The organism is Amycolatopsis sp. NPDC028719, assembly GCF_055565395.1.
Genome location: NZ_JBVHUL010000014.1, coordinates 1 through 18,167, shown reverse-complemented (window position 1 = coordinate 18,167; position 18,167 = coordinate 1). Strand labels below are relative to the sequence as shown.

The 18,167-nt window shown below is 72.3% G+C and carries 11 protein-coding genes; 8 read left to right on the top strand and 3 right to left on the bottom strand.

The genetic code is table 11. The features are described from left to right. Nucleotides 1-4: 4 nt before the first annotated feature. Nucleotides 5-5,254 carry an RHS repeat-associated core domain-containing protein gene (locus ACZ4TR_RS43270; RefSeq protein WP_465294161.1) on the bottom strand — a complete coding sequence of 1,750 codons (5,250 nt, stop codon included), beginning with the start codon at nucleotides 5,252-5,254 and terminating at the stop codon, nucleotides 5-7. Nucleotides 5,255-5,403: 149 nt separating this feature from the next. Then, entirely contained in the window at nucleotides 5,404-6,252 is an 849-nt protein-coding gene (locus ACZ4TR_RS43265; RefSeq protein ID WP_465294159.1) for an EamA family transporter, read from the bottom strand. A 68-nt stretch (nucleotides 6,253-6,320) separates the two neighbouring features. Between ACZ4TR_RS43265 and ACZ4TR_RS43260 the strand changes: the two genes are divergently transcribed. From ACZ4TR_RS43260 to ACZ4TR_RS43250, 3 genes are all read left to right on the top strand, one after another. Further along, nucleotides 6,321-7,211 carry a LysR family transcriptional regulator gene (locus ACZ4TR_RS43260; RefSeq protein WP_465294157.1) on the top strand — a complete coding sequence of 297 codons (891 nt, stop codon included), beginning with the start codon at nucleotides 6,321-6,323 and terminating at the stop codon, nucleotides 7,209-7,211. Nucleotides 7,212-7,380: 169 nt separating this feature from the next. Beyond that, nucleotides 7,381-8,187, top strand: coding sequence for a hypothetical protein (locus ACZ4TR_RS43255; RefSeq protein ID WP_465294155.1), 807 nt, complete (start codon nucleotides 7,381-7,383; stop codon nucleotides 8,185-8,187). After that, nucleotides 8,187-9,230 carry an outer membrane protein assembly factor BamB family protein gene (locus ACZ4TR_RS43250; protein ID WP_465294154.1) on the top strand — a complete coding sequence of 348 codons (1,044 nt, stop codon included), beginning with the start codon at nucleotides 8,187-8,189 and terminating at the stop codon, nucleotides 9,228-9,230. Before ACZ4TR_RS43255 ends, ACZ4TR_RS43250 begins: the two co-directional genes overlap by 1 nt. A 22-nt stretch (nucleotides 9,231-9,252) precedes the next feature. Here the strand turns inward: ACZ4TR_RS43250 and ACZ4TR_RS43245 are convergent, their stop codons facing one another. Further along, a complete protein-coding gene (locus ACZ4TR_RS43245; RefSeq protein WP_465294152.1) occupies nucleotides 9,253-11,070 on the bottom strand; it encodes an arabinofuranosidase catalytic domain-containing protein in 1,818 nt (605 codons plus the stop codon). Between the two features lie 703 nt (nucleotides 11,071-11,773). Here ACZ4TR_RS43245 and ACZ4TR_RS43240 point away from each other — a divergent pair. The 5 genes from ACZ4TR_RS43240 (at nucleotide 11,774) to ACZ4TR_RS43220 (ending at nucleotide 18,032) form a co-directional block, all read left to right on the top strand. Beyond that, a complete protein-coding gene (locus tag ACZ4TR_RS43240; RefSeq protein ID WP_364528267.1) occupies nucleotides 11,774-12,976 on the top strand; it encodes an ROK family transcriptional regulator in 1,203 nt (400 codons plus the stop codon). A gap of 210 nt (nucleotides 12,977-13,186) precedes the next feature. Next, entirely contained in the window at nucleotides 13,187-14,383 is a 1,197-nt protein-coding gene (locus ACZ4TR_RS43235; RefSeq protein ID WP_465294150.1) for an ROK family protein, read from the top strand. Nucleotides 14,384-14,456: 73 nt separating this feature from the next. Next, nucleotides 14,457-15,959, top strand: coding sequence for a sugar ABC transporter ATP-binding protein (locus tag ACZ4TR_RS43230; protein ID WP_465294148.1), 1,503 nt, complete (start codon nucleotides 14,457-14,459; stop codon nucleotides 15,957-15,959). Beyond that, nucleotides 15,956-16,954 (top strand): ABC transporter permease, encoded by a 999-nt coding sequence (locus ACZ4TR_RS43225; RefSeq protein WP_465294146.1) that lies wholly within the window; start codon nucleotides 15,956-15,958, stop codon nucleotides 16,952-16,954. Before ACZ4TR_RS43230 ends, ACZ4TR_RS43225 begins: the two co-directional genes overlap by 4 nt. A gap of 22 nt (nucleotides 16,955-16,976) precedes the next feature. After that, nucleotides 16,977-18,032 carry a substrate-binding domain-containing protein gene (locus ACZ4TR_RS43220; RefSeq protein ID WP_465294144.1) on the top strand — a complete coding sequence of 352 codons (1,056 nt, stop codon included), beginning with the start codon at nucleotides 16,977-16,979 and terminating at the stop codon, nucleotides 18,030-18,032. The last annotated feature ends 135 nt before the right edge of the window (nucleotides 18,033-18,167 follow it).

Here is an 18,167-nt window from a genome sequence, read left to right as displayed (position 1 = left end):
GCGCTCACGGGGTGAGGTCCATCATGTCTTCGTCCTTGATCGCCTTGAGCTCCGGCGGGTCCAGTTCGCCGCGCTCGAGGGCGGCCCAGTCCGCGGCCGTCGGGTTCTTGTAGAAACCGCCGTAGCCCGGCCATTCGCCCGTGCGCGCCGCGTCGCGGGCGCCGTGCATCTCGGCCGCGTCCCACTTGTCGATCGGCTTGGTGGTCACGTGCCCGCTGCCGTCCACCGCGTGCCCGCCGGTCGGGACCGCCTGGCCGGCCTGCGGGTTGTACCGCATGCCCTCGCCGCTCTGCTTCATGTCGTCGACCATCTTGTGGTACGAGTCGTCGGCGATGGCCATCCGCTTCTGCTCGGCGTCGTAGGCCGCGCGGTCCGGGTGGTTCGGGTCGTTCTTGATCGCGTCCCGCCGGTCCTGCTCGGTCTTCGCCGCGTCCGCCTTGTCCTTGTCGTACAAGGGGTGGTCTTCGTGGTGGACGTGGTTCTTGTCGTTCCCGTGGTAGACCTGGTCCGAGAAGCTGTGCGGGTTGTCGTAGCCCGCCTTGATGGTGTTCGAGTTCTGGAAGCCTTGCTGGTGCCCGTAACCGAGCTGGTTGAGCTGCACCGCGGTGCTCGGGTCGTTGGCCTCGATGGCGTTGCGCTGCGCGTTCCGGTACGAACCGAGCCGGTCGTCGTACCCGAGCTTGTCGTCCTTCGTCGTGTCCGGCGAGTCCCGGACGTCGCCCTTGGTGAACCCGGATTCGTGGTTGGCGCCGCCCTTGCCCGTGCCCGGGTGGTACCGGTGGTTGGCGAAGTCCTCGTAGTACGCGTTGGCGTTGTTCTCCAAGGGCTTGTTGGCCTTGTCCGACCGCGAGCCCTTCGCGCCGCCGTTGTCGCTCAGGATGTCGTAACCGCCGGCGTGCTCGGACTGGTGCGTCTTGTTGCCGTCGATCTTGAAGTCGTACTTGTCGTCGAGGCGCTTGCGCTCGGCGTCCCGGTCGCCGTAGGTGCTCTCCGGGTACTTGCGGTTGCTCTTCGAAGGCCCGTCGTTGCCCCGGGCGTAGGGGTTGTGGCGGTTGGCTGCCTTCTGGCACGGCGTGGTCCGCTGCGGCGCGAGGCCGAGCGGGTCGACCATGGCGGTCGGGTTGCCGACGTAGGCCAGGGAATCCGGCGCCGGGGTCAGGCCCAGCGGGTCGTGGGAGAGGTACCGCCCGGTCTCGGGATCGTAGTAGCGGTACCGGTTGTAGTGCAGCCCGGTCTCGGGGTCGTGGTACTGGCCCGGGAACCGCAGCGGGGTGCTCGCCGTTCCGCCGGCCGACACGGCCGGGCCCCACAACGCGGTGTGCAGGTGCCCGGCGAGCGCGCCGGTGTCGTCGACCAGTTCCGCGGGCGCCCCGACCAGGTCGGAGACGATCGCGTGGAACCGGTCGGCACCACCCGCGCCGAGGACGCGTTCGGTCTGCGTGAGCGGGAGCCGCTCGCCGGGCGCGTACTCCCACACGGTGGCGACCGGCGGCCGGCCCGGTGCACTGTGGACCTGCTCGGCGGGCAGCTGCCCGTCCCAGGCGAATTCGACCTGCTCGGCTACCGCGCCGGTGGCGTCCAGGCGCTGCTTGGCGATCCGGCGGCCGAACGCGTCGTAGCGGTAGCGCCACACCGTGCCGTCCGGCGTGCGCACGCCCAGTAGCCGGTTCTCCGCGCTCCACTCGTAGGTCCACCGCTGCCCGCCGCGTTCGCGGGCGACGACGCGCCCTTCCCCGTCGTGGGTGTAGCGGGTGGCGCCGGCGGCGGTGAGCAGGGTGCCGGTGTAGGCGCGAGGTCCACTGGCCTGGGGCGCGCCGGTCCAGCCGGCCCCGGTGACGGCTCCGGTCACGTCGTAGTCGTAGTTCTCCTGCCAGCGCGGGCCCCGCACCGCGCGCACCCGCCCGGCCGGGTCGACGTCGAGGGTGCGCGGCCCGGAGATCAGGTCGGTGACGCCGGCGAGGTAGCCGTCGGGCAGGTAGCCGTATTCGCGCCGCTGCAGCGTTTCCGGGCCGCGGAGTACCGTCTGCGCCGACAGCTGCCCGGTGGGCGTCCAGTCCTGGCGCAGTTCCGCCACCGGGCCCGCGCCGCCCAGCAGCGTGCGGACCGTCTCCCGGCCCGCGGCGTCGTAGCCGAACCGCAGGGTGCGCCCGGCGGTGCTCAGCACGGCCGGGCGGGCGCCGGTGTCGTAGCCGACCACCGACTCCGCGCCCGAGGGCGTCCGGCGGGCCACGCGGCGGCCGAGGGCGTCGTAGCGGAAGTGCACCACCCGCCCGTTGATCGACTCGGCCACCACACGGCCGAGCGCGTCGTAGGTGAACCGGACCTCGCTGTGCGCGTTGGCCGCCGACAGCATCCGGTCGGCCCCGTCGTAGGTGAACACGGCGACCTCGTCGGCGCTGCTGCGCCGCACGACCCGGCCCACGCTGTCGCGTTCGAGGGTGATGGTCTGCCCGGCGCCGTTGGTGCGGAGCACGAGCCGCCCCGCGGGGTCGTAGCCGAAGCGCAGGACACGGCCGTTGTAGTCGGTTTCGGCGACCTTCCGGCCCGCGTCGTCGTACTCGTAGCGCCACACCAGGCCGCGTTCGTTGGCGATGGAGGTGAGCCGCAGCTCGGTGTCGTAGCCGTAGGTCAGCGTGCCGCCGTCGGGGCCCCGCTCGCTGACCGGCAGGTCGAACTGGGCGTACTCGATGCGGGTGACGCCCCCGCGCGGGTCCGTCCGCTCCTCGAAGCTGCCCTGCGCCGTCGACGCGAACCGTTCGAGGGCGCCGTCGGCGTCGCGTGCCTGCACGAGGTGGCCGGCGGCGTCGCTGACCATGGTGGTGGTGTTGCCCAGCGGGTCGGTCACGCTGCTGGTGTTGCCGAGCGCGTCGTAGCCGTACCGCCACACGGCGCCGTCCGGCTCGGTGACGAGCAGGGGGAGCCCGGCGGCGTTGGCCTGGATCCGGGTGACCCCGCCGAGGGCGTCGGTCACCGAGTCGACGGTGCCGGTGAAGGGGTCGTAGGTGTAGGCGGTCGCGGCGCCGGTCGGGTCGACGGTGCGGGCGAGGCTGCCGCGGCGGTCGTACTCGTAGCGCCAGACGGCGCCGTCCGGTCCGGTCACCACGGCGGGCCGGTGCCGCTCGTCGTAGCCGATCACCATGCGGCTGCCGTCGGGGCGGGTCACCGCGGTGAGGTTGCCGATCTCGTCGTAGTCCCAGCGCGTGACGTTGCCGAGCTCGTCGGTCTCGGCGAGCACGCGCCCGAAGCGGTCCCGCTCGGCGCTGGTGGTGTGGCCCAGCGGGTCGGTCCACCCGATCACGCGCAGCCGCTCGTCGAGCCGGTAGCGGGTGACGGCCCCGAGGGAGTCGGTGACGGTCGTGGTGCCGGGCTCGTAGGCCAGCGTCGTGTCGAGGTAGCCACCGGTGCCCTGGGCGCGCACGCAGCGGCCCTGGGCGTCGTAGCCGTAGCCGTACCAGCGGCCGTTGACGTCGTCCCAGCGCGTGAGCCTGCCGTCGGCGTCGTAGGTGAACTTCTGCGGGGTGCCGACCGCGTCGACGACCTCGACCAGCCGGCGCGCGGCGTCGTAGCGGTACTCGGCCAGCGGGACGGGGGAGCCGGCGGCGCGCAACGCCGTGACCAGGCCGTCGGCGCTGTCGATCTCGACGCGGTAGCCGCCGGAGTGCTCGATCGCGACCGGCACGCCGTCGCGGTAGCGCAGCACGATCCGGTTCTTCGCGCCGTCCACGACCGCGCGCAGCGGCAGGGTGGTGTCCCCGGGACGGCCCGCGAAGTAGCGCACGCGGTCGGACTGCGGGTCACCGACGATGAAGCCGTGCCGCACCCGGCGCAGCGCCAGGTAGGGGCCGCTCTCCGGGACGACCGCGGCCACGCCGGCCGGGACCGGGTAGCGCAGCAGGGTGCCGTCGGCCAGCGCCAGGTGCAGCCCGTCCGGTTCGATCTCGAGGCGTTCGTCCAGCGTGGAGGCCCAGGTGGGGCCGAACAGCCGGCCCGCCCGGTAGGTGGACAGGTGCGTGCGCTCGACCACGAGGGGCAGCGCGCCGGGCAGCGAGACGTCCTCCTGGACGAGCATCACGGCGCCGGTCGCGACGTCGATCGGGTCGCCGCAGTCGGTCTTCTCCTTGGTCGGCGTGTTGTGTTCGTCCGGCTTGGAGTTGGTGTCCTTGATCCGCGAGCCGTCGCCCTTGGGATTGCCCTTCGGCGTGTTCTTCGGCGTGTCGGCGGGGGCTTTCGACGCCGGGGGCGGCGTCGGGTCGGGGCTCCTCGGCGTGTCGTCGGGGCCCTTCGACGCGGGCGGTGGGTCGGTTTTGGGTGGTGGGTCGGTCTTGGCGCCGGACGGGGTGGTGTCGTCGCCCTTCGCGCCCGAAGGCGTGGTGCCGTCGCCCTTCGGTGGTGGGTCGGTCTTGGGCGGCGGCGCGTCCGGGCCGCCCTTGCCGTTGGGCCCGTCGAGGCCCTTCGGGTTGCCGTTGATGTCGGCGTGCTTCGGCGGCGGCGCTGACTTACCCGGCTTGATGTTCTTCAACGCCTTCGCCGCGTCGGAGAACAGGTCACCGGCCCGCTTGAGCAGCGGGATCAGCGCCTGCAGTGCCTTGACCAGCCGCTTGGTCAGGTCGGCGATCTTCGACGCGGTCTTCGCGACCGCGGTGATCACCTGCGGAACCACCCACGTCATCCCGATGCCGAGGGTGAAGATCACCTGCAGAGCCCAGCTGATCAGATGCCCTACCAGTTCGGCGATGATGTCGCGGACCAGCGCCCGCACCGCCGCGACGACCTCACCGGCGGTCTTCACACCGCTGGACGCGCCTTCGCAGCCCTTTTGGGCGGTTTCCAGCAGAACGACGGTGTCCTGTGCGCGTTGGCGGTAGGCGTCCCCGGCGGTGCCGGTCCAGGACGAGACGTCCGTTTTGACCATCCCGGTCAGGTCCTGGCCGATGCTGCCCAACTCGGTGGCGACGTTCCTCCAGGTCTCGGACTGGGCGGCGATCTCGTCGGCGTTGCCGGTGAGGCCGTTGAGGGCTTCTTTGAGCGGTCCGACGTGCTCGATGAGCCACCCGACACCCGCGGCGAGGATCGCGCCGAAGGGGTCCATCGCCATCGACAGGGCATCCAGAGCGGTGCCGACGGCGCCCATCGCGACCGAGGCCCAGTCGCCGCTTTCGATCGCGGATTTCAGGTCGGCCGCCGACTCCAGCAGGGAGACCCCGGAGTACGCCGTCGTCGAATCCTTGGTCTCCGCGACCAACGGGTTGCTCAAGTGCTGACCTTCCCCTTCACCTGCCGACCTGCCACCACTGAAGTTAACAAGCGGTGACCGCGCGGAGATCGCGAACCCCGGGGAATGCCTTTTCACTCAGCCGATCGTGCCCAGGTACTCGTGTCGTGGCCCACACCGGGGGAGAGAGGCTACGAGACGACCGGCTCGCGCGCGCCGGTTCGCTCCGCGCCGATCCCGGCCGCCACGACGAACAGCACCCCTGCCGCCGCGGTGAGGTGCGGGACCTGGTGGAGCACGACGAGCCCGATCGTCAGGGCGATGGCCGGTTCCAGGCTCATCAAGGTCCCGAACGCCGAGGTGTTCAGCCGCCGCAGGGCGAGCATCTCCAGGCTGAACGGGACGACCGGCAGCAGGATCGCGAGCCCGAGGCCGGCCAGCAGCAGCTCCCCGGTCAGGTGCCCGAACACCCCGGGCCCGGCGGCGAGGGTCGCCACGATCCCGGCCACCGGCATCGACACGGCGAGCCCGCGCGCGCCCGCCACCTCGTCGCCGACCCGTTGCGTCAGCAGGATGTAGCCCGCCCAGCACACCGCCGACGCGAGGGCGTAAGCGACACCCAGCAGGTCGGCGCCACCCCGCCACGGCTCGGTCAGCAGCACCACGCCGAGCGCCGCGAGGACCGGCCACAGCTTCTTGCCGCCGCGGCCGCGCGTCACCGCCACGGTGAGCGGGCCGAGGAACTCCAGCGCGCTGGCCGTGCCGAGCGGGAGGCGGGCGACGGCCGCCATGAACAGCATGGTCATCCCCGCCGTGACCACGCCCAGCCCGCAGCAGGCCAGGAAGGTGGACCGGCGGAACGACGACGGCCGCGGCCGGACGACGACCAGCAGCAGCACCCCCGCCCACGCCAGCCGCAGCCACGCCGCACCCTCGGGACCGATCCGGTCGAACAGGCCGACGGACACGGCGAGGCCCAGCTGGACGCAGAGCATGGCGGCGACCGCGAAGGCCGCTCCGCTACGGGTGGAGGACAGCACCCACCCAGCAAAACCGAACCACACCGTCCATGTCCACGTGTCGATCGTGGATGTACCGTTCATGAATCATGGACACTCGCCGCCTCCGGTTCCTCCTCGAGCTGTCCCGCCACGGCTCGATGCGTGCGGTGGCGGACGTGCTCGGTACCACGACGTCGACGGTCTCGCAGCAGATCGCGGTGCTGGCGAAGGAAACCGGCGCGTCCCTGCTCGAGCCGGACGGCCGGCGTGTGCGGCTCACCCCCGCGGGGCGGCGCCTGGCCGAGCACGCCGTGACGATCCTCGCCGCCGTGGAAGCGGCTCGTGCCGACCTCGACCCCCACGCCGAGCCGGCCGGCACCGTGCGCGTCGCCGGGTTCGCCACGGCCGTGCGGCGTTCCCTGCTGCCGGCGGCCGCCGCGCTCGCCGAGCACCACCCGCGGGTCGAGCTGCGGATCAGCGAGTACGAACCGCAGGAGGCCTTCGCCGCGCTGCTGGCCGACGACATCGACCTGGCCCTCACCTACGACTACGACCTCGCCCCGGCCGTCACGGACCCCGCGATCACGGTGAGTCCACTGTGGACGGCGCCGTGGTCACTGGCCGTCCCGGCGGCCGACGCGGCCCGGGCGCGGGGCGGGAACACCGTGGCGGTCTTCGAGGCGTTCCGCGACCACGGCTGGATCGTCAACTCCCGCAACAGCGCCGACGAGGACGTGATCCGCCGGCTGGCGTCGACAGCGCGGTTCACCCCGCGCGTCACGCACCGCGCGGACAGCCTGGAGCTGGTGGAAGACCTCATCGTGACCGGCCCGGCGCCCGCCGTCGGCCTGCTTCCGACCGGACGTGCCCCGAGGTCCGGGGTCGCGCTGCTTCCGCTGGCGGGGCCGGACGTGCGGCAGCGCGCCTTCGCGTGCACCCGCCGCGGGCGGGAGGCGTGGCCGCCGCTCGCGCTGGTCCTCGGACTCCTCGCCCGCTGAGCCGGTTCGGCACCGCGATCGGCTTCGCCCGGGACCGGCTCTCTTCGAAGCGTCCCGCCGGCGTGGAGCCCGCGGCGGTCCCGGTGGTGGGCGCGACCCCCGACGACGCGTCCGCCACCGGGTCGCTCTTCGCTTGGTGGCGGGCGGTCCGGTGACTAGCGTGGGCCTGATGACGCGTTCGGCCGCGTTCGAGCGGTTCCTGGCCGGGATCACCACTCCCGTCGAGCTCTCGAAGGACTCCCTTGACGAGATCCCCGGCGTCGACGCGATCTTCGACCTCGACGGCGAAGAACGGCTCGAGGCGGAAGACCTCCTCATCGCGAAGCTCGCCACCGGCGACGGCCGCGCGGCCATCGCGCTCGCCGAGGCCGGCTGCTTCCGCGCCATTCCCACGCCGGCGTACCTGCGGCGGCACCTCGACGACATGGCGGACCGCCGGACCAAGCTGACCGGCCTCCGCGCCCAGCTGGCCCACGCCGGGATCGACGTGCTCGCGCTCCAGTCGCGGATCGACACGCTGATCGCGGGCTTCCGCTCGCACCCGGGCGGGGCGGCGCTCGTGCACGGCGACGCGCACCCCGGGAACTACTTCTTCGACCCGGCGAGCGGCGTCACCACGATCATCGACGTCACGACGCTGCACCTGTCCATCGACGCCCGCGGTAACCCGATCGGCGCGCCGTCCCGCGACGTCGGCGTCTTCGCGCAGCAACTGGCGCACTACAGCGTCACCCTGAAGCTGACCCGCGCCGAGGTGGCGACCCTGCAGTCCGTGTTCCGCCGCGCGTACGCGGCCGCCGGCGCCACCGGCACGACCCCGCAGGCGGACGCGTTCTTCCGGGCCCGGGCGTCGCTCGGCTGGCTGATGCGGGTGATGAACGACCTGCGGGCCGGGACCGTGCACGGCGTGGTCCCGTCCATCGACGCGGTGCAGCAGCAGCACATCGACCTCGCCGTCGAAGCGTTCGGCCTCTGATGACGACGTCGCCGTTTCCGTTGTCGGGCACCGGGGAGGAGCGGTGGCGCGTCCCGCTGCCCGGCGGGCGCGTCACCGGGATCTCGGTCGCGGCGGACGGAATGTGCTTCGTGACGACGGGAACCGGGGTGGTCGCGCTGGACGGCCCCGAGATCCGGTGGACCGCGGACTCGTCCGCCCCCGGGGGCGCCCTGCTGCTCGACGGCGGTCTGCTCGTCACGGCGCGCGCCGACGGGTACGAACTGCGGGACCGGCGGACCGGTGCCGTCACCGGCCTGGTCCCGGCGGCACCGAGGTCCGCGCCGATGCCGCTGGCGGACGGGTCGCTGGTGTTCCTGACGGCGGGGAACGTGCTCCGCGCGGCCACGCTGACCGGCGAGCCGCGGTGGGAGGCCGAGGTGCCCGCCCCGGCGTGGCCGCTCGTCTGGCACGACACCGTGTTCGTCGCCGAGCGCACCGCGGTCCGGGCGTTCGACCGGGACGGCGCCGCGCTGTGGCGGGTCGCCCTCGCGGGCGACGTGGCCGGGACCCTGGTCGGTCTGCCGGAGGGCAGCGTCCTGGTCCCGGTCCACGGCGAGGAGCACACCGGATACGTCGTGCTCGACCCGGGCGGCGAAGTCCGGACGCTGCCCGCGCACCTGCCGCCCGGCATCCCGGCGGTGCCGTTGCCCGGCGGCCGGCTCGTGCTGCCCGGCTGGCCCGAGCGCGACGACGTCGGCGAGTGGCGCCCGACGGTGTCCATAGTGGACGTCGATACCGGAGCGGTGGTCCAGCACCACCGCGTGCGCGCCGAGGTGCAGAGCATCGTCGCCGACGCGGACGGGCTCGTCGCCGTCGCGGTCGGCCCGACGTGGGAGTACTGGACGAAGTACCACGGCTGGCCCGGTTTCGACCTGACCGAAGACTGCTACGTGCTGTTCCTCGACGAGGACGGCCCGCGGGCCACGTGGACGGCGGGCCGGCCGATCACCGGCCCGCTCGCGATCGGCGCGAACGGTGATCTGCTGGTCCCGGTCTCGGGGGAGCTCGTCAGCCTCGGCTGACGAACTCCCTCCGGGACCGGGCTCAGATCAGCGGGAACCTCTGGGCCGCGGAGCCGTTGCAGTCCCAGATCCGCAACCGCGTCCCGTTGCCCGTGGCGCCGTCGGGGGAGTCCAGGCAACGGCCGGACTGCGGGTTGCGCAGGGAGCCGTCGGCCTGCTGCGTCCACGTCTGGCCGCCGACGCCGTCGCAGTCCCAGAGTTCGATCTGGGTGCCGTTCGCCGTGCCGTTGCCGACGATGTCCAGGCAGCGTCCCAACGTGCGCAGCGCGCCGCCGGACAGGCGGAACCAGTGCTGGTCCACCGCGAAGGACTGGCAGTCCCACAGCTGCACGGCGGTCCCGTTCGCGCCGCGGTCGTCGCCGGCCACGTCGACGCACTTGCCGCCGGGGCCGGTGATCGGGCCGCCGCCGGTGACGGAGAACTTCTGCGCCGCGGCGCCGTTGCAGTCCCACAGCTGCAGCCGGGTGCCGTTGGCCGTGGCGCCGTTCGGGGAGTCGACGCAGCGGCCGGACTGCGGGTTGCGCAACGAGCCGTCGGCCTGCTGCACCCACTTCTGGCCGCCGACGCCGTTGCAGTCCCACAGTTCCAGCAGCGCTCCGCCCGCCGTGCCGTTGCCGGTGACGTCGAGGCAGCGGCCCACTGTGGACAGTGACGAGTCGGCGTTGTGCGCCCAGTGCTGGTCGGCCGCGTTCGCCTGGCAGTCCCACAGCTGCACGGCGGTGCCGTTGCCGCCGGTGTCGTCACCGGCGACGTCGAGGCACTTGCCGCCGGGACCGGAAACCGTGGCCGCGTAGGGCGGCGTCCCGGTCGACCCGGCGTAGCCGACGGAGACCACATTGGACTGGACGGCGTCGTCCGCGGCGTCGGTCGGGTAGCCCGCGGTCATCACGCCCTCGAAGAACGAGCCGATGGAGGCGTTGCTGTTGTCGCCGCCGGTGCCGAGCACGATCGAGCCCTCCTGGTGCATCGGCGTGTACCCGCCCGAAGGCAGCGCGCCGTTGTACCAGGTGGTGAGGCCGCCGCTCTGGGAGTTGCCGCCCTTGAGCGCGAAGGTGGTCTGGCCGTTGTTCTTCAGCAGCGCGGTGACGAACGGCGTCGCGTTGCCGCGGTTGGCGGTGTTGGAGCGGTTCCCTTGGAACAGCCCGTTTTCGAGGTCGCCCGCCACCCACGGGCCGATCCCGGTGCACGGCGGGAAGTAGCACGTGGTGCCGAGGTTGACGGCGTCCATGTGGCCGTTGCCGGTGTCGGCGATCCGGGCCTCGACGTTGCCGTAGTCGAAGCAGCAGCCGCCGTTCACGTGCGTGCCGCTGGCGACCATGTACATGCCTTCGGGCTGGCCGTTGACCGCGACACCGGCGCCGACGTAGTGCCGGTATCCGGTGCCGGGCGAGACGTAGACGCCGTAGACCTTGTGCCCGCCCGCGGTGACCGGCAGCGCGGACGCGATCGCGGCGACGTCCTGCCCGCCGGCGGTACCGGGGCCTTCGACGGTCAGGTCGTTGTGGCGCGGGGACTGGTCGTAGATCACCGTGATGGTGCACGTCGTGCCGGCGCAGAACGAGTCCTGGGCGGCGGCGTTGGCGTACCCGCCGGTGGTGAGCAGGCCGATGTTCGTTTCGGCGTGGTCGGAAGCCCGTTGCACGCGGTAGAGGTTGCCGGCGTAGGCCGCGTAGAGGGCGCGTGTGGTGCTGTGCGCGGCGACGCACTGGGTACCGGCGGAACCGTAGATGTCGCACGGCAGCGGACCGGCGGCCTGCGCGGCGGTGCTCAGTCCGAGCATCGTGCCCAGGACGAGCAGTGTGGTGGTGAGGACGGCGAGGGGACTTCGACCGCGGGGCACGGGAACCTCACTCTCGAACCGCAGGTCAGCGGCCTGCGTGGATTTTTACAACGTTGTATTTCCAAGAGAGAAGGAAGTGCGGGAAGGCGAATGGGGATGAGAGGAGGGTATGGCCGGATTCTCGACCGTGTCAACAGTTCACGGCGGGTGGATGGTCCAGTCCACTGCGATTCCGGGAGGGTGCACCCGGACGGCCTACCGGGGTGGATCCGTTTCGTGGCAGGGGATATCGCCTGACCTCGCGCCCGGCACACCAGCCGGGCAGCAATCCGGCCACAACGCTCAGCAAAGGATTGGCCGGGCAAATCCGGCGGTCGGGATGATTCCTGCGCGCGCCGCCGGGGTGCCCGACGGAAAGGAGACGGCCGCCGCCGGGCCGAGGCTGATCGGCGGACAGCCGGCCGCCGACGCGGACGGGCCGGCCGGGAGAAGTCCGTCATCCGGCGGGGGCCGCACGGCGCTCGGGTTCGGTTCCCCGGCCGGCGCGGGGTGCGCCCGGCACTTCAGCGGGTGCCGATCCGGCCGGGCAGCCCCTCGACAGCGCCGCCGGGACCGGGCGCTTCCCGGCCCGCCGGGCACCGGCAAGACGATGGCCCCCGAGGCTTCCCGGCCCGCCCGGCCGGGCGCCGGGGCGCCCTTTCGTCCATTCGGGACCGAGCGGCGCTCGGCCGGGCGCGGCGACCGACGCAGTAGGCTGAGGCGAATGAGCGCGGCATCCGGCACGGAGCACTCGATGGTCGAAACCCGGCACCAGACCCGGCTGCTCACCCTGTTGCGGGACGAGGGCCCGATGTCGCGGGTCGAGCTGGGGGAGCGGCTGGAGCTGCCGAGGGCCCGGGTCGGGGCCGAGGTGGCCCGGCTCGGCGAGGTCGGGCTGGTCGAGACCGCGGGGCCGTCGGCCAGCCGCGGCGGACGGCGCTCGACGCTGGTCCGGCTCGCGGGTGACCTGCGGGTGCTCTCGGTGGACGTCGGCGCGACGTCGGTCGGCGTGGCGGTCACCGACGCTTCGTGCGAGGTGCTCGCGCACGCCGTCGAGGACTGCGACGTCCGGCAGGGGCCGCACCCGGTGCTGCGGCGGGTCGCCGAGCTAGCGGGCAAGGTGCGGGACGAGGCGCCCGGCCGGCTGATCGCGGCGGGCATCGGCCTGCCGGGGCCGGTCAGCTTCGCCGAGGGGATGGCGGTCGCGCCGCCGATCATGCCCGGCTGGGACCGATTCAACGTGCGCGACCACCTGGGCGGGCTCTGGGGCTGCCCGGTCGCGGTGGACAACGACGTCAACGCGATGGCGCTGGGCGAGCGTCACGCCGGGGTCGCCCGGTCGACCGACGACCTGATGTTCGTCAAGATCGGCACCGGGATCGGCTGCGGGATCGTGCTCGGCGGCAAGGTGTACCGCGGGGTCGCCGGCACGGCGGGCGACATCGGGCACATCCGGCTCGACGACTTCGGCCCGACCTGCGCCTGCGGCGAGGTCGGCTGCCTGGAGGCCTACTTCGGCGGGGCCGCGCTGGCCCGCGACGGGCTGGCCCTGGCGCGCAGCGGCCGTTCGGCCCACCTCGCCGAGGTGGCCACCGAACGCGGCGTGATCACCGCGCGCGACGTCGGCCGCGCCGCCGCGGCGGGCGACTTCGGCGCGGTCAACCTCATCCGCGACGGCGGGCGCCGGGTCGGCCAGGTCGTCGCGTCCCTGGTCAGCTTCCTCAACCCGGGGATGGTGGTGATCGGCGGCGGCGTGGCCCAGCTCGGGCACCAGCTCCTCGCCGAGGTCCGCGGCGCGGTCTACCGGCGCTCGCTGCCCCTGGCCACGGGGAACCTCCCGATCGTGCTGTCGGAGCTCGGCGAGACGGCCGGCGTCATCGGGGCCGCGTGGTCGGCCACCGACCGCGCGTTCACGCTCAGCAGCTGACCCCGCTCTCACGTTCCGTCACCGAGTAACTTCCTCTCGTAACGTCGAAACGAGACAGACTTTCGTATCGGAATAACGAAAGTCTGTCCGGTTTCGCACGTCTATCCGGGTGAATACCGGGTATCAGGCGACCACATCACCTTGACGAGTGATGCGCGCCACCCTACTTTCGCTGCCTGAGAGACAAAGTCAGTTCAGTGCGCAGCACAAGTGGGGGGCACCGTGGCCGTCACCGGGACGAGGGACGCCGATCCGGCGAGCCCGCGTACGGCGAACCTGGCCGCGGTCCTGCGCGCCCTCCGCACCGGGCCGCTCTCGCGCACGCAGCTCGCGGCCCGCTGCGGGATCGCGAAGTCGGCGGTTCCCGGCCTGCTCACCGAGCTCGCCGGGCGCGGCCTGATCCGGCCCGCCGGTGTCCTCCCCGGCCACGGGCGGCCGAGCCGGCTGGTCGAACTGCACGGCGAAGACGCGTACGCGCTGGCTCTCGGCATCGAGGCCGATCGGCTGTCGGCGCTGGTCACCGACCTCTCCGGCCGGGTGCTGGCCGAACGGGCGGAGACGGTCGACGTCGCCGCGCTCGGGCTCCAGAGAGGCATGGACGAACTCGCCCACCTCGCCCACCGGGTGCTGCCCGGGCCGCCGGTCGGGGTCGCGATCTCGGTGCCCGGCCTGGTCGACTCGGCCGCGGCCGTGCTGCGGCTGGCTCCGGCCCTGCGCTGGCGTGACGCCGAAATCGCCGGCCTGATGGCGGCCCGCCTGAACCTCCCGGCCGACGCCATCGCCGTGGACAACGAAGCCAACCTCGGCGCGCTCGCCGAGTCGGCCGCCGGCGCCGGCGAGCTGTTCTACCTCAGTGGCGGCACGGCGGTCGGGGGCGGCCTCGTCTCCGGCGGCGCCATCCTCCGCGGCGCACGCGGGTTCGCCGGCGAGGTCGGGCACATCGCCGTCGACCCGTCCGGCGAGCGGTGTTCCTGCGGCCGGACCGGCTGCCTCGAAACGAAGGCGAACCTGGCCGCCGTCCTGCGCGCGGCGGCACCGCCGGGCGATCCGCTGCACGACCCCGCCCTCGGCGTCGAAGGCCGGGTCGCCCAGCTGAAGCACCGCGTCCGGCACGGCGACCAGCGCGCGGCCACGGCGGTTCACGGCCTCGGTGTCGCCCTAGGCGTCGCCCTGTCCACCGTGGTCGACGTGCTCGACCCGGACGTCGTCGTCCTCGGCGGCTACTTCGCCGAACTCGGCGACTGGCTGGTGGAGCCGATCCGCGTCGAACTCGCCGTCCGGCCACTCGGCCACGCCACGGTGGTGCCGTCGCGGCTCGGTCTGCGGGCCCCGCTGCGGGGTGCCGCGCACCTGGCCGCCGAGCGGCTGTTCGCGAATCCGACGCTCATCGAGGAGGCCTCGGTATGAGGGAGCTTGCGAGCGAATCAGCCAACCCCGCGCTTCCGGCTCAGGCGGCACCGAGCGCCGGCGAGGTGTGCGCATGAGCCTGCTTTCCGTCCGCGGGATCGTGAAGACCTTCCCGGGGGTCCGCGCGCTCGACGGGGTCGACCTCGACGTCGAACCCGGCGAGGTGCACTGCCTGCTCGGGCAGAACGGCGCGGGGAAGTCGACGCTGATCAAGGTCCTCGCCGGGGCGCACCAGCCCGACACGGGGGAGATCACGTGGCAGGGCCAGCCCGTGTCGCTCGCCACGCCGGTCGACGCCCTGCGCCTGGGCATCGCCACGATGTACCAGGAGCTGGACCTCGTGCCCGGGCTTTCGGTGGCGGACAACATCTTCCTCGGTCACGAGCGGGCGCGGTTCGGGTTCACGCGGATCTCCGAGGCCCGCGACGAAGCCGCCCGGCTGATGGCCCGGCTCGGCCACCCCGGCATCCGGCCGTGGCACGAGGTGGGCCGGCTGTCCGCCGCCGGCCAGCAGCTCGTGTCGATGGCCCGCGCGCTGGCCCACGACGCCCGGCTGCTCGTGATGGACGAACCCACCGCCGCGCTGGCCGGCGAAGAGGTCGACAACCTGTTCCGCATCGTCGGCGAGCTGACCGCGGACGGCGTCGCGGTCGTCTACATCTCGCACCGGCTCGAGGAGCTGCGCCGGATCGGGGACCGGGTGACCGTGCTCAAGGACGGCCGGACCGTCGGCACCGGCCTCGACGCTGCCACGACGCCGACCGCCGACCTGGTCGCGCTGATGGCCGGGCGCAGGGTCGAGACCGTCTTCGGCCCCCGCCACGACGGCCACGCCGACAAGACCAAGCGGGCCCTGGAAGTCGAAGGGCTGACCCGGGCCGGTGAGTTCGAGAACGTCGGCTTCACCGTTCACGCCGGCGAGGTCGTCGGCATCGCCGGGCTGGTCGGGTCCGGCCGCAGCGAACTGCTGGAGACGATCTTCGGCGCGCGCAAGGCCGACAGCGGAACCGTGACCGTCCAGGGGAAACCGCTGAGCCCCGGCAACGTCCAGGCCGCCGTCAAGGCGGGGATCGGGCTGGCCCCGGAAGAGCGCAAGAGCCAGGGCCTCCTGCTGGACCTGCCCGTGGTCCACAACGTGACGCTGGCGAGCCTGCCCCGGTACGCCAAGCTCGGGTTCACCGACCGCGGCCGGGAGCTGGACGACGCCGGCGCCAGCCTGCGGCGCCTCGACCTGCGGCCCGCCGACCCGCGGCGGATCGTCCGCACGCTTTCGGGCGGCAACCAGCAGAAGGCGGTGCTCGCCCGGTGGCTGGTCCGCGGGTGCCGGGTGCTGCTGCTCGACGAGCCGACGCGTGGCGTCGACGTCGGCGCGCGCGCCGAGCTCTACCGGCTGATCGACGAGCTGGCCGCGACGGGCGTGGCGATCGTGCTGGTGTCCAGTGAAATCCCCGAGGTGCTCGGGCTGTCCGACCGGGTGCTGGTGCTGCGCGAGGGCCGTGTCCTCGCCGACCGGTCGTCGGCCGGGCTGACCGAGGCCGAGGTGCTCGACGTGATTCTCGAGGGGAGCGCGGCATGACCGAAACCCAAGCACCGCCACAGGAAGCGCCTCCCGTCGAACGGAAGCGGTTCGCCTTCCGGGCCGACCCGCGGCTGCTCGGCCTGGCCGGGGTGCTCGTCGTGCTCTGCCTGGTCGGCCAGTTCACCCGGCCGGAGCTGTTCTTCACCGAAAGCAACATCTCGACGATCCTGCGGCTGGCCGCGGCGATCGGCGTGGTCAGCGTCGGGATGACGTTCGTGATCATCAGCGGCGGCATCGACCTGTCCGTCGGCTCGATCGTCGCGCTGTCGAGCGTCTGGCTGACGACCTTGGCCACCCAGTCCTACGGGCCGTGGGTGATGGTCCTCTGCGGACTCGCGGTCGGCCTGGGCTGCGGGCTGGTCAACGGCGTCCTCGTCTCCTACGGCCGGGTCGTGCCGTTCATCGCGACGCTCGCGATGTACGTCTCGGCGCGCGGGCTCGCCGAGCGGCTCAGCGGCCGCCGCACCCAGGTCGTCGCCGACCAGGACTTCCTCGCCTTCTTCCGCGGCGACCTGCTCGGCATCCCGGTGCTGATCTGGCTGTTCGCGCTCGTGTTCGCGATCGGCTGGGTCGTGCTCAACCGCACCACCTTCGGCCGCCGGACCTACGCGGTCGGCGGCAACATCGAGGCGTCGCGGCTGGCCGGGATCAACGTCAAGCGGCACCTCGCGCTCGTCTACGGCGTCGCCGGGCTGTGCTGCGGGATCGCCGCGCTGATGGTCGTCGCGCGGACGACCGCGGGCGCGTCGACCAACGGCATGTTCTACGAGCTCGACGCGATCGCGGCCGTCGTCATCGGCGGCACACTGCTCACCGGCGGCCGCGGCTCGCTGATCGGCACCCTGATCGGCGTGCTGATCTTCACGGTGCTGTCCAACCTCTTCACGCTCAACAACCTGGACACCGACATCCAGAACATCGCCAAGGGCGTGATCATCGTCCTCGCCGTGCTCTTGCAGTTCCGGGCCAGGAAAGCCCGGACCGGTCCTTGAATCACCACCTCTGGAGGTCGTCATGACCGAACAACCCTTCCTCGGCCGCCGGGGTTTCCTGCTCGGCGGCGCCGCGGTCGGAGCCGGCGCGCTGCTGGCCGGCTGCACGTCGAACACGCCCGCGAACTCGGAGTCCAACGCGCCGGTCGCCAACGCGGGCAACAACGCCCAGCCGGGAAAGGCGGTCACCATCGGCTTCTCCGCGCCGGCCGCCGACCACGGCTGGATCGCGGCGATCACCAAGAACGCCAAGGCGCAGGCGCAGAAGTTCAGCGAGGTGAAGTTCACCGCGACCGAGGGCACCAACGACGTCAACCAGCAGATCTCCCAGGTGGAGACGCTGATCAACGCCAAGGTGAACGTGCTGGTGATCCTGCCCTTCGACGGCAAGGCGCTCACCTCGGTCGGGCAGCAGGCGATGGACGCGGGCATCCCGGTGATCAACCTGGACCGCGTGTTCGAGACGCCGCTCGCCTACCGAACGTGGATCGGCGGCGACAACTACCGGATGGGCGTCAACGCCGGCAACTACATCGCCCAGCAGCTGAAGGCGAAGAACGTCGCGAACCCGGTCATCGGCGAGGTCGCCGGGATCGATTCGCTGCCCCTGACCCAGGAACGCAGCAAGGGCTTCTCCGACGCGCTCGGGCGGGCCGGGTTCAAGGTCGGCCCGCGGGTCTCGGCGCAGTTCACGTCGGAGTCGGGTGAGCAGCAGACGGCGAACCTGCTCCAGGGTGCGCCCAAGCTGGACGCCCTGTGGAACCACGACGACGACCAGGGCATCGGCGTCAACGCCGCGATCGACACCGCGGGCCGCAAGGAGTTCATCATGGTCGGCGGAGCCGGCTCGAAGAACATGATGAACCTGATCAAGGCCGACAGTTCGCCGATCAAGGCGACCGTGCTCTACAGCCCGTCGATGGCCTCGACGGCGATCGCGCTGGCTCGCCTGCTCGGGCAGGGCAAGGGGATCGGCGACCTCGCCGAGCACGACATCCCGGCCGAGATCACCACGTACTCCGCGGTCGTCACCAAGGAGAACGTCGACCAGTACCTCGACGTCGGCTTCGACTCCTGACCGCAGTTTTCCGCAGCCGGTCGTGGGGGGGGGGGGGGGGGGGGGGTGACCCAGAAAACCCCCGCAGCACACCACCAGACCACAAAAAAGAGGAGAGAGACGAACCCAGAAAAACACAGAACAAGTAGGGTGGTA

Bases quoted from the DNA above. Each gene is read 5' to 3' on its own strand.
- ACZ4TR_RS43260 (WP_465294157.1), top strand. From the start codon at position 6,321: ATGGACACTCGCCGCCTCCGGTTCCTCCTCGAGCTGTCCCGCCACGGC.
- ACZ4TR_RS43255 (WP_465294155.1), top strand. From the start codon at position 7,381: ATGACGCGTTCGGCCGCGTTCGAGCGGTTCCTGGCCGGGATCACCACT.
- ACZ4TR_RS43250 (WP_465294154.1), top strand. From the start codon at position 8,187: ATGACGACGTCGCCGTTTCCGTTGTCGGGCACCGGGGAGGAGCGGTGG.
- ACZ4TR_RS43240 (WP_364528267.1), top strand. From the start codon at position 11,774: ATGAGCGCGGCATCCGGCACGGAGCACTCGATGGTCGAAACCCGGCAC.
- ACZ4TR_RS43230 (WP_465294148.1), top strand. From the start codon at position 14,457: ATGAGCCTGCTTTCCGTCCGCGGGATCGTGAAGACCTTCCCGGGGGTC.
- ACZ4TR_RS43225 (WP_465294146.1), top strand. From the start codon at position 15,956: ATGACCGAAACCCAAGCACCGCCACAGGAAGCGCCTCCCGTCGAACGG.
- ACZ4TR_RS43220 (WP_465294144.1), top strand. From the start codon at position 16,977: ATGACCGAACAACCCTTCCTCGGCCGCCGGGGTTTCCTGCTCGGCGGC.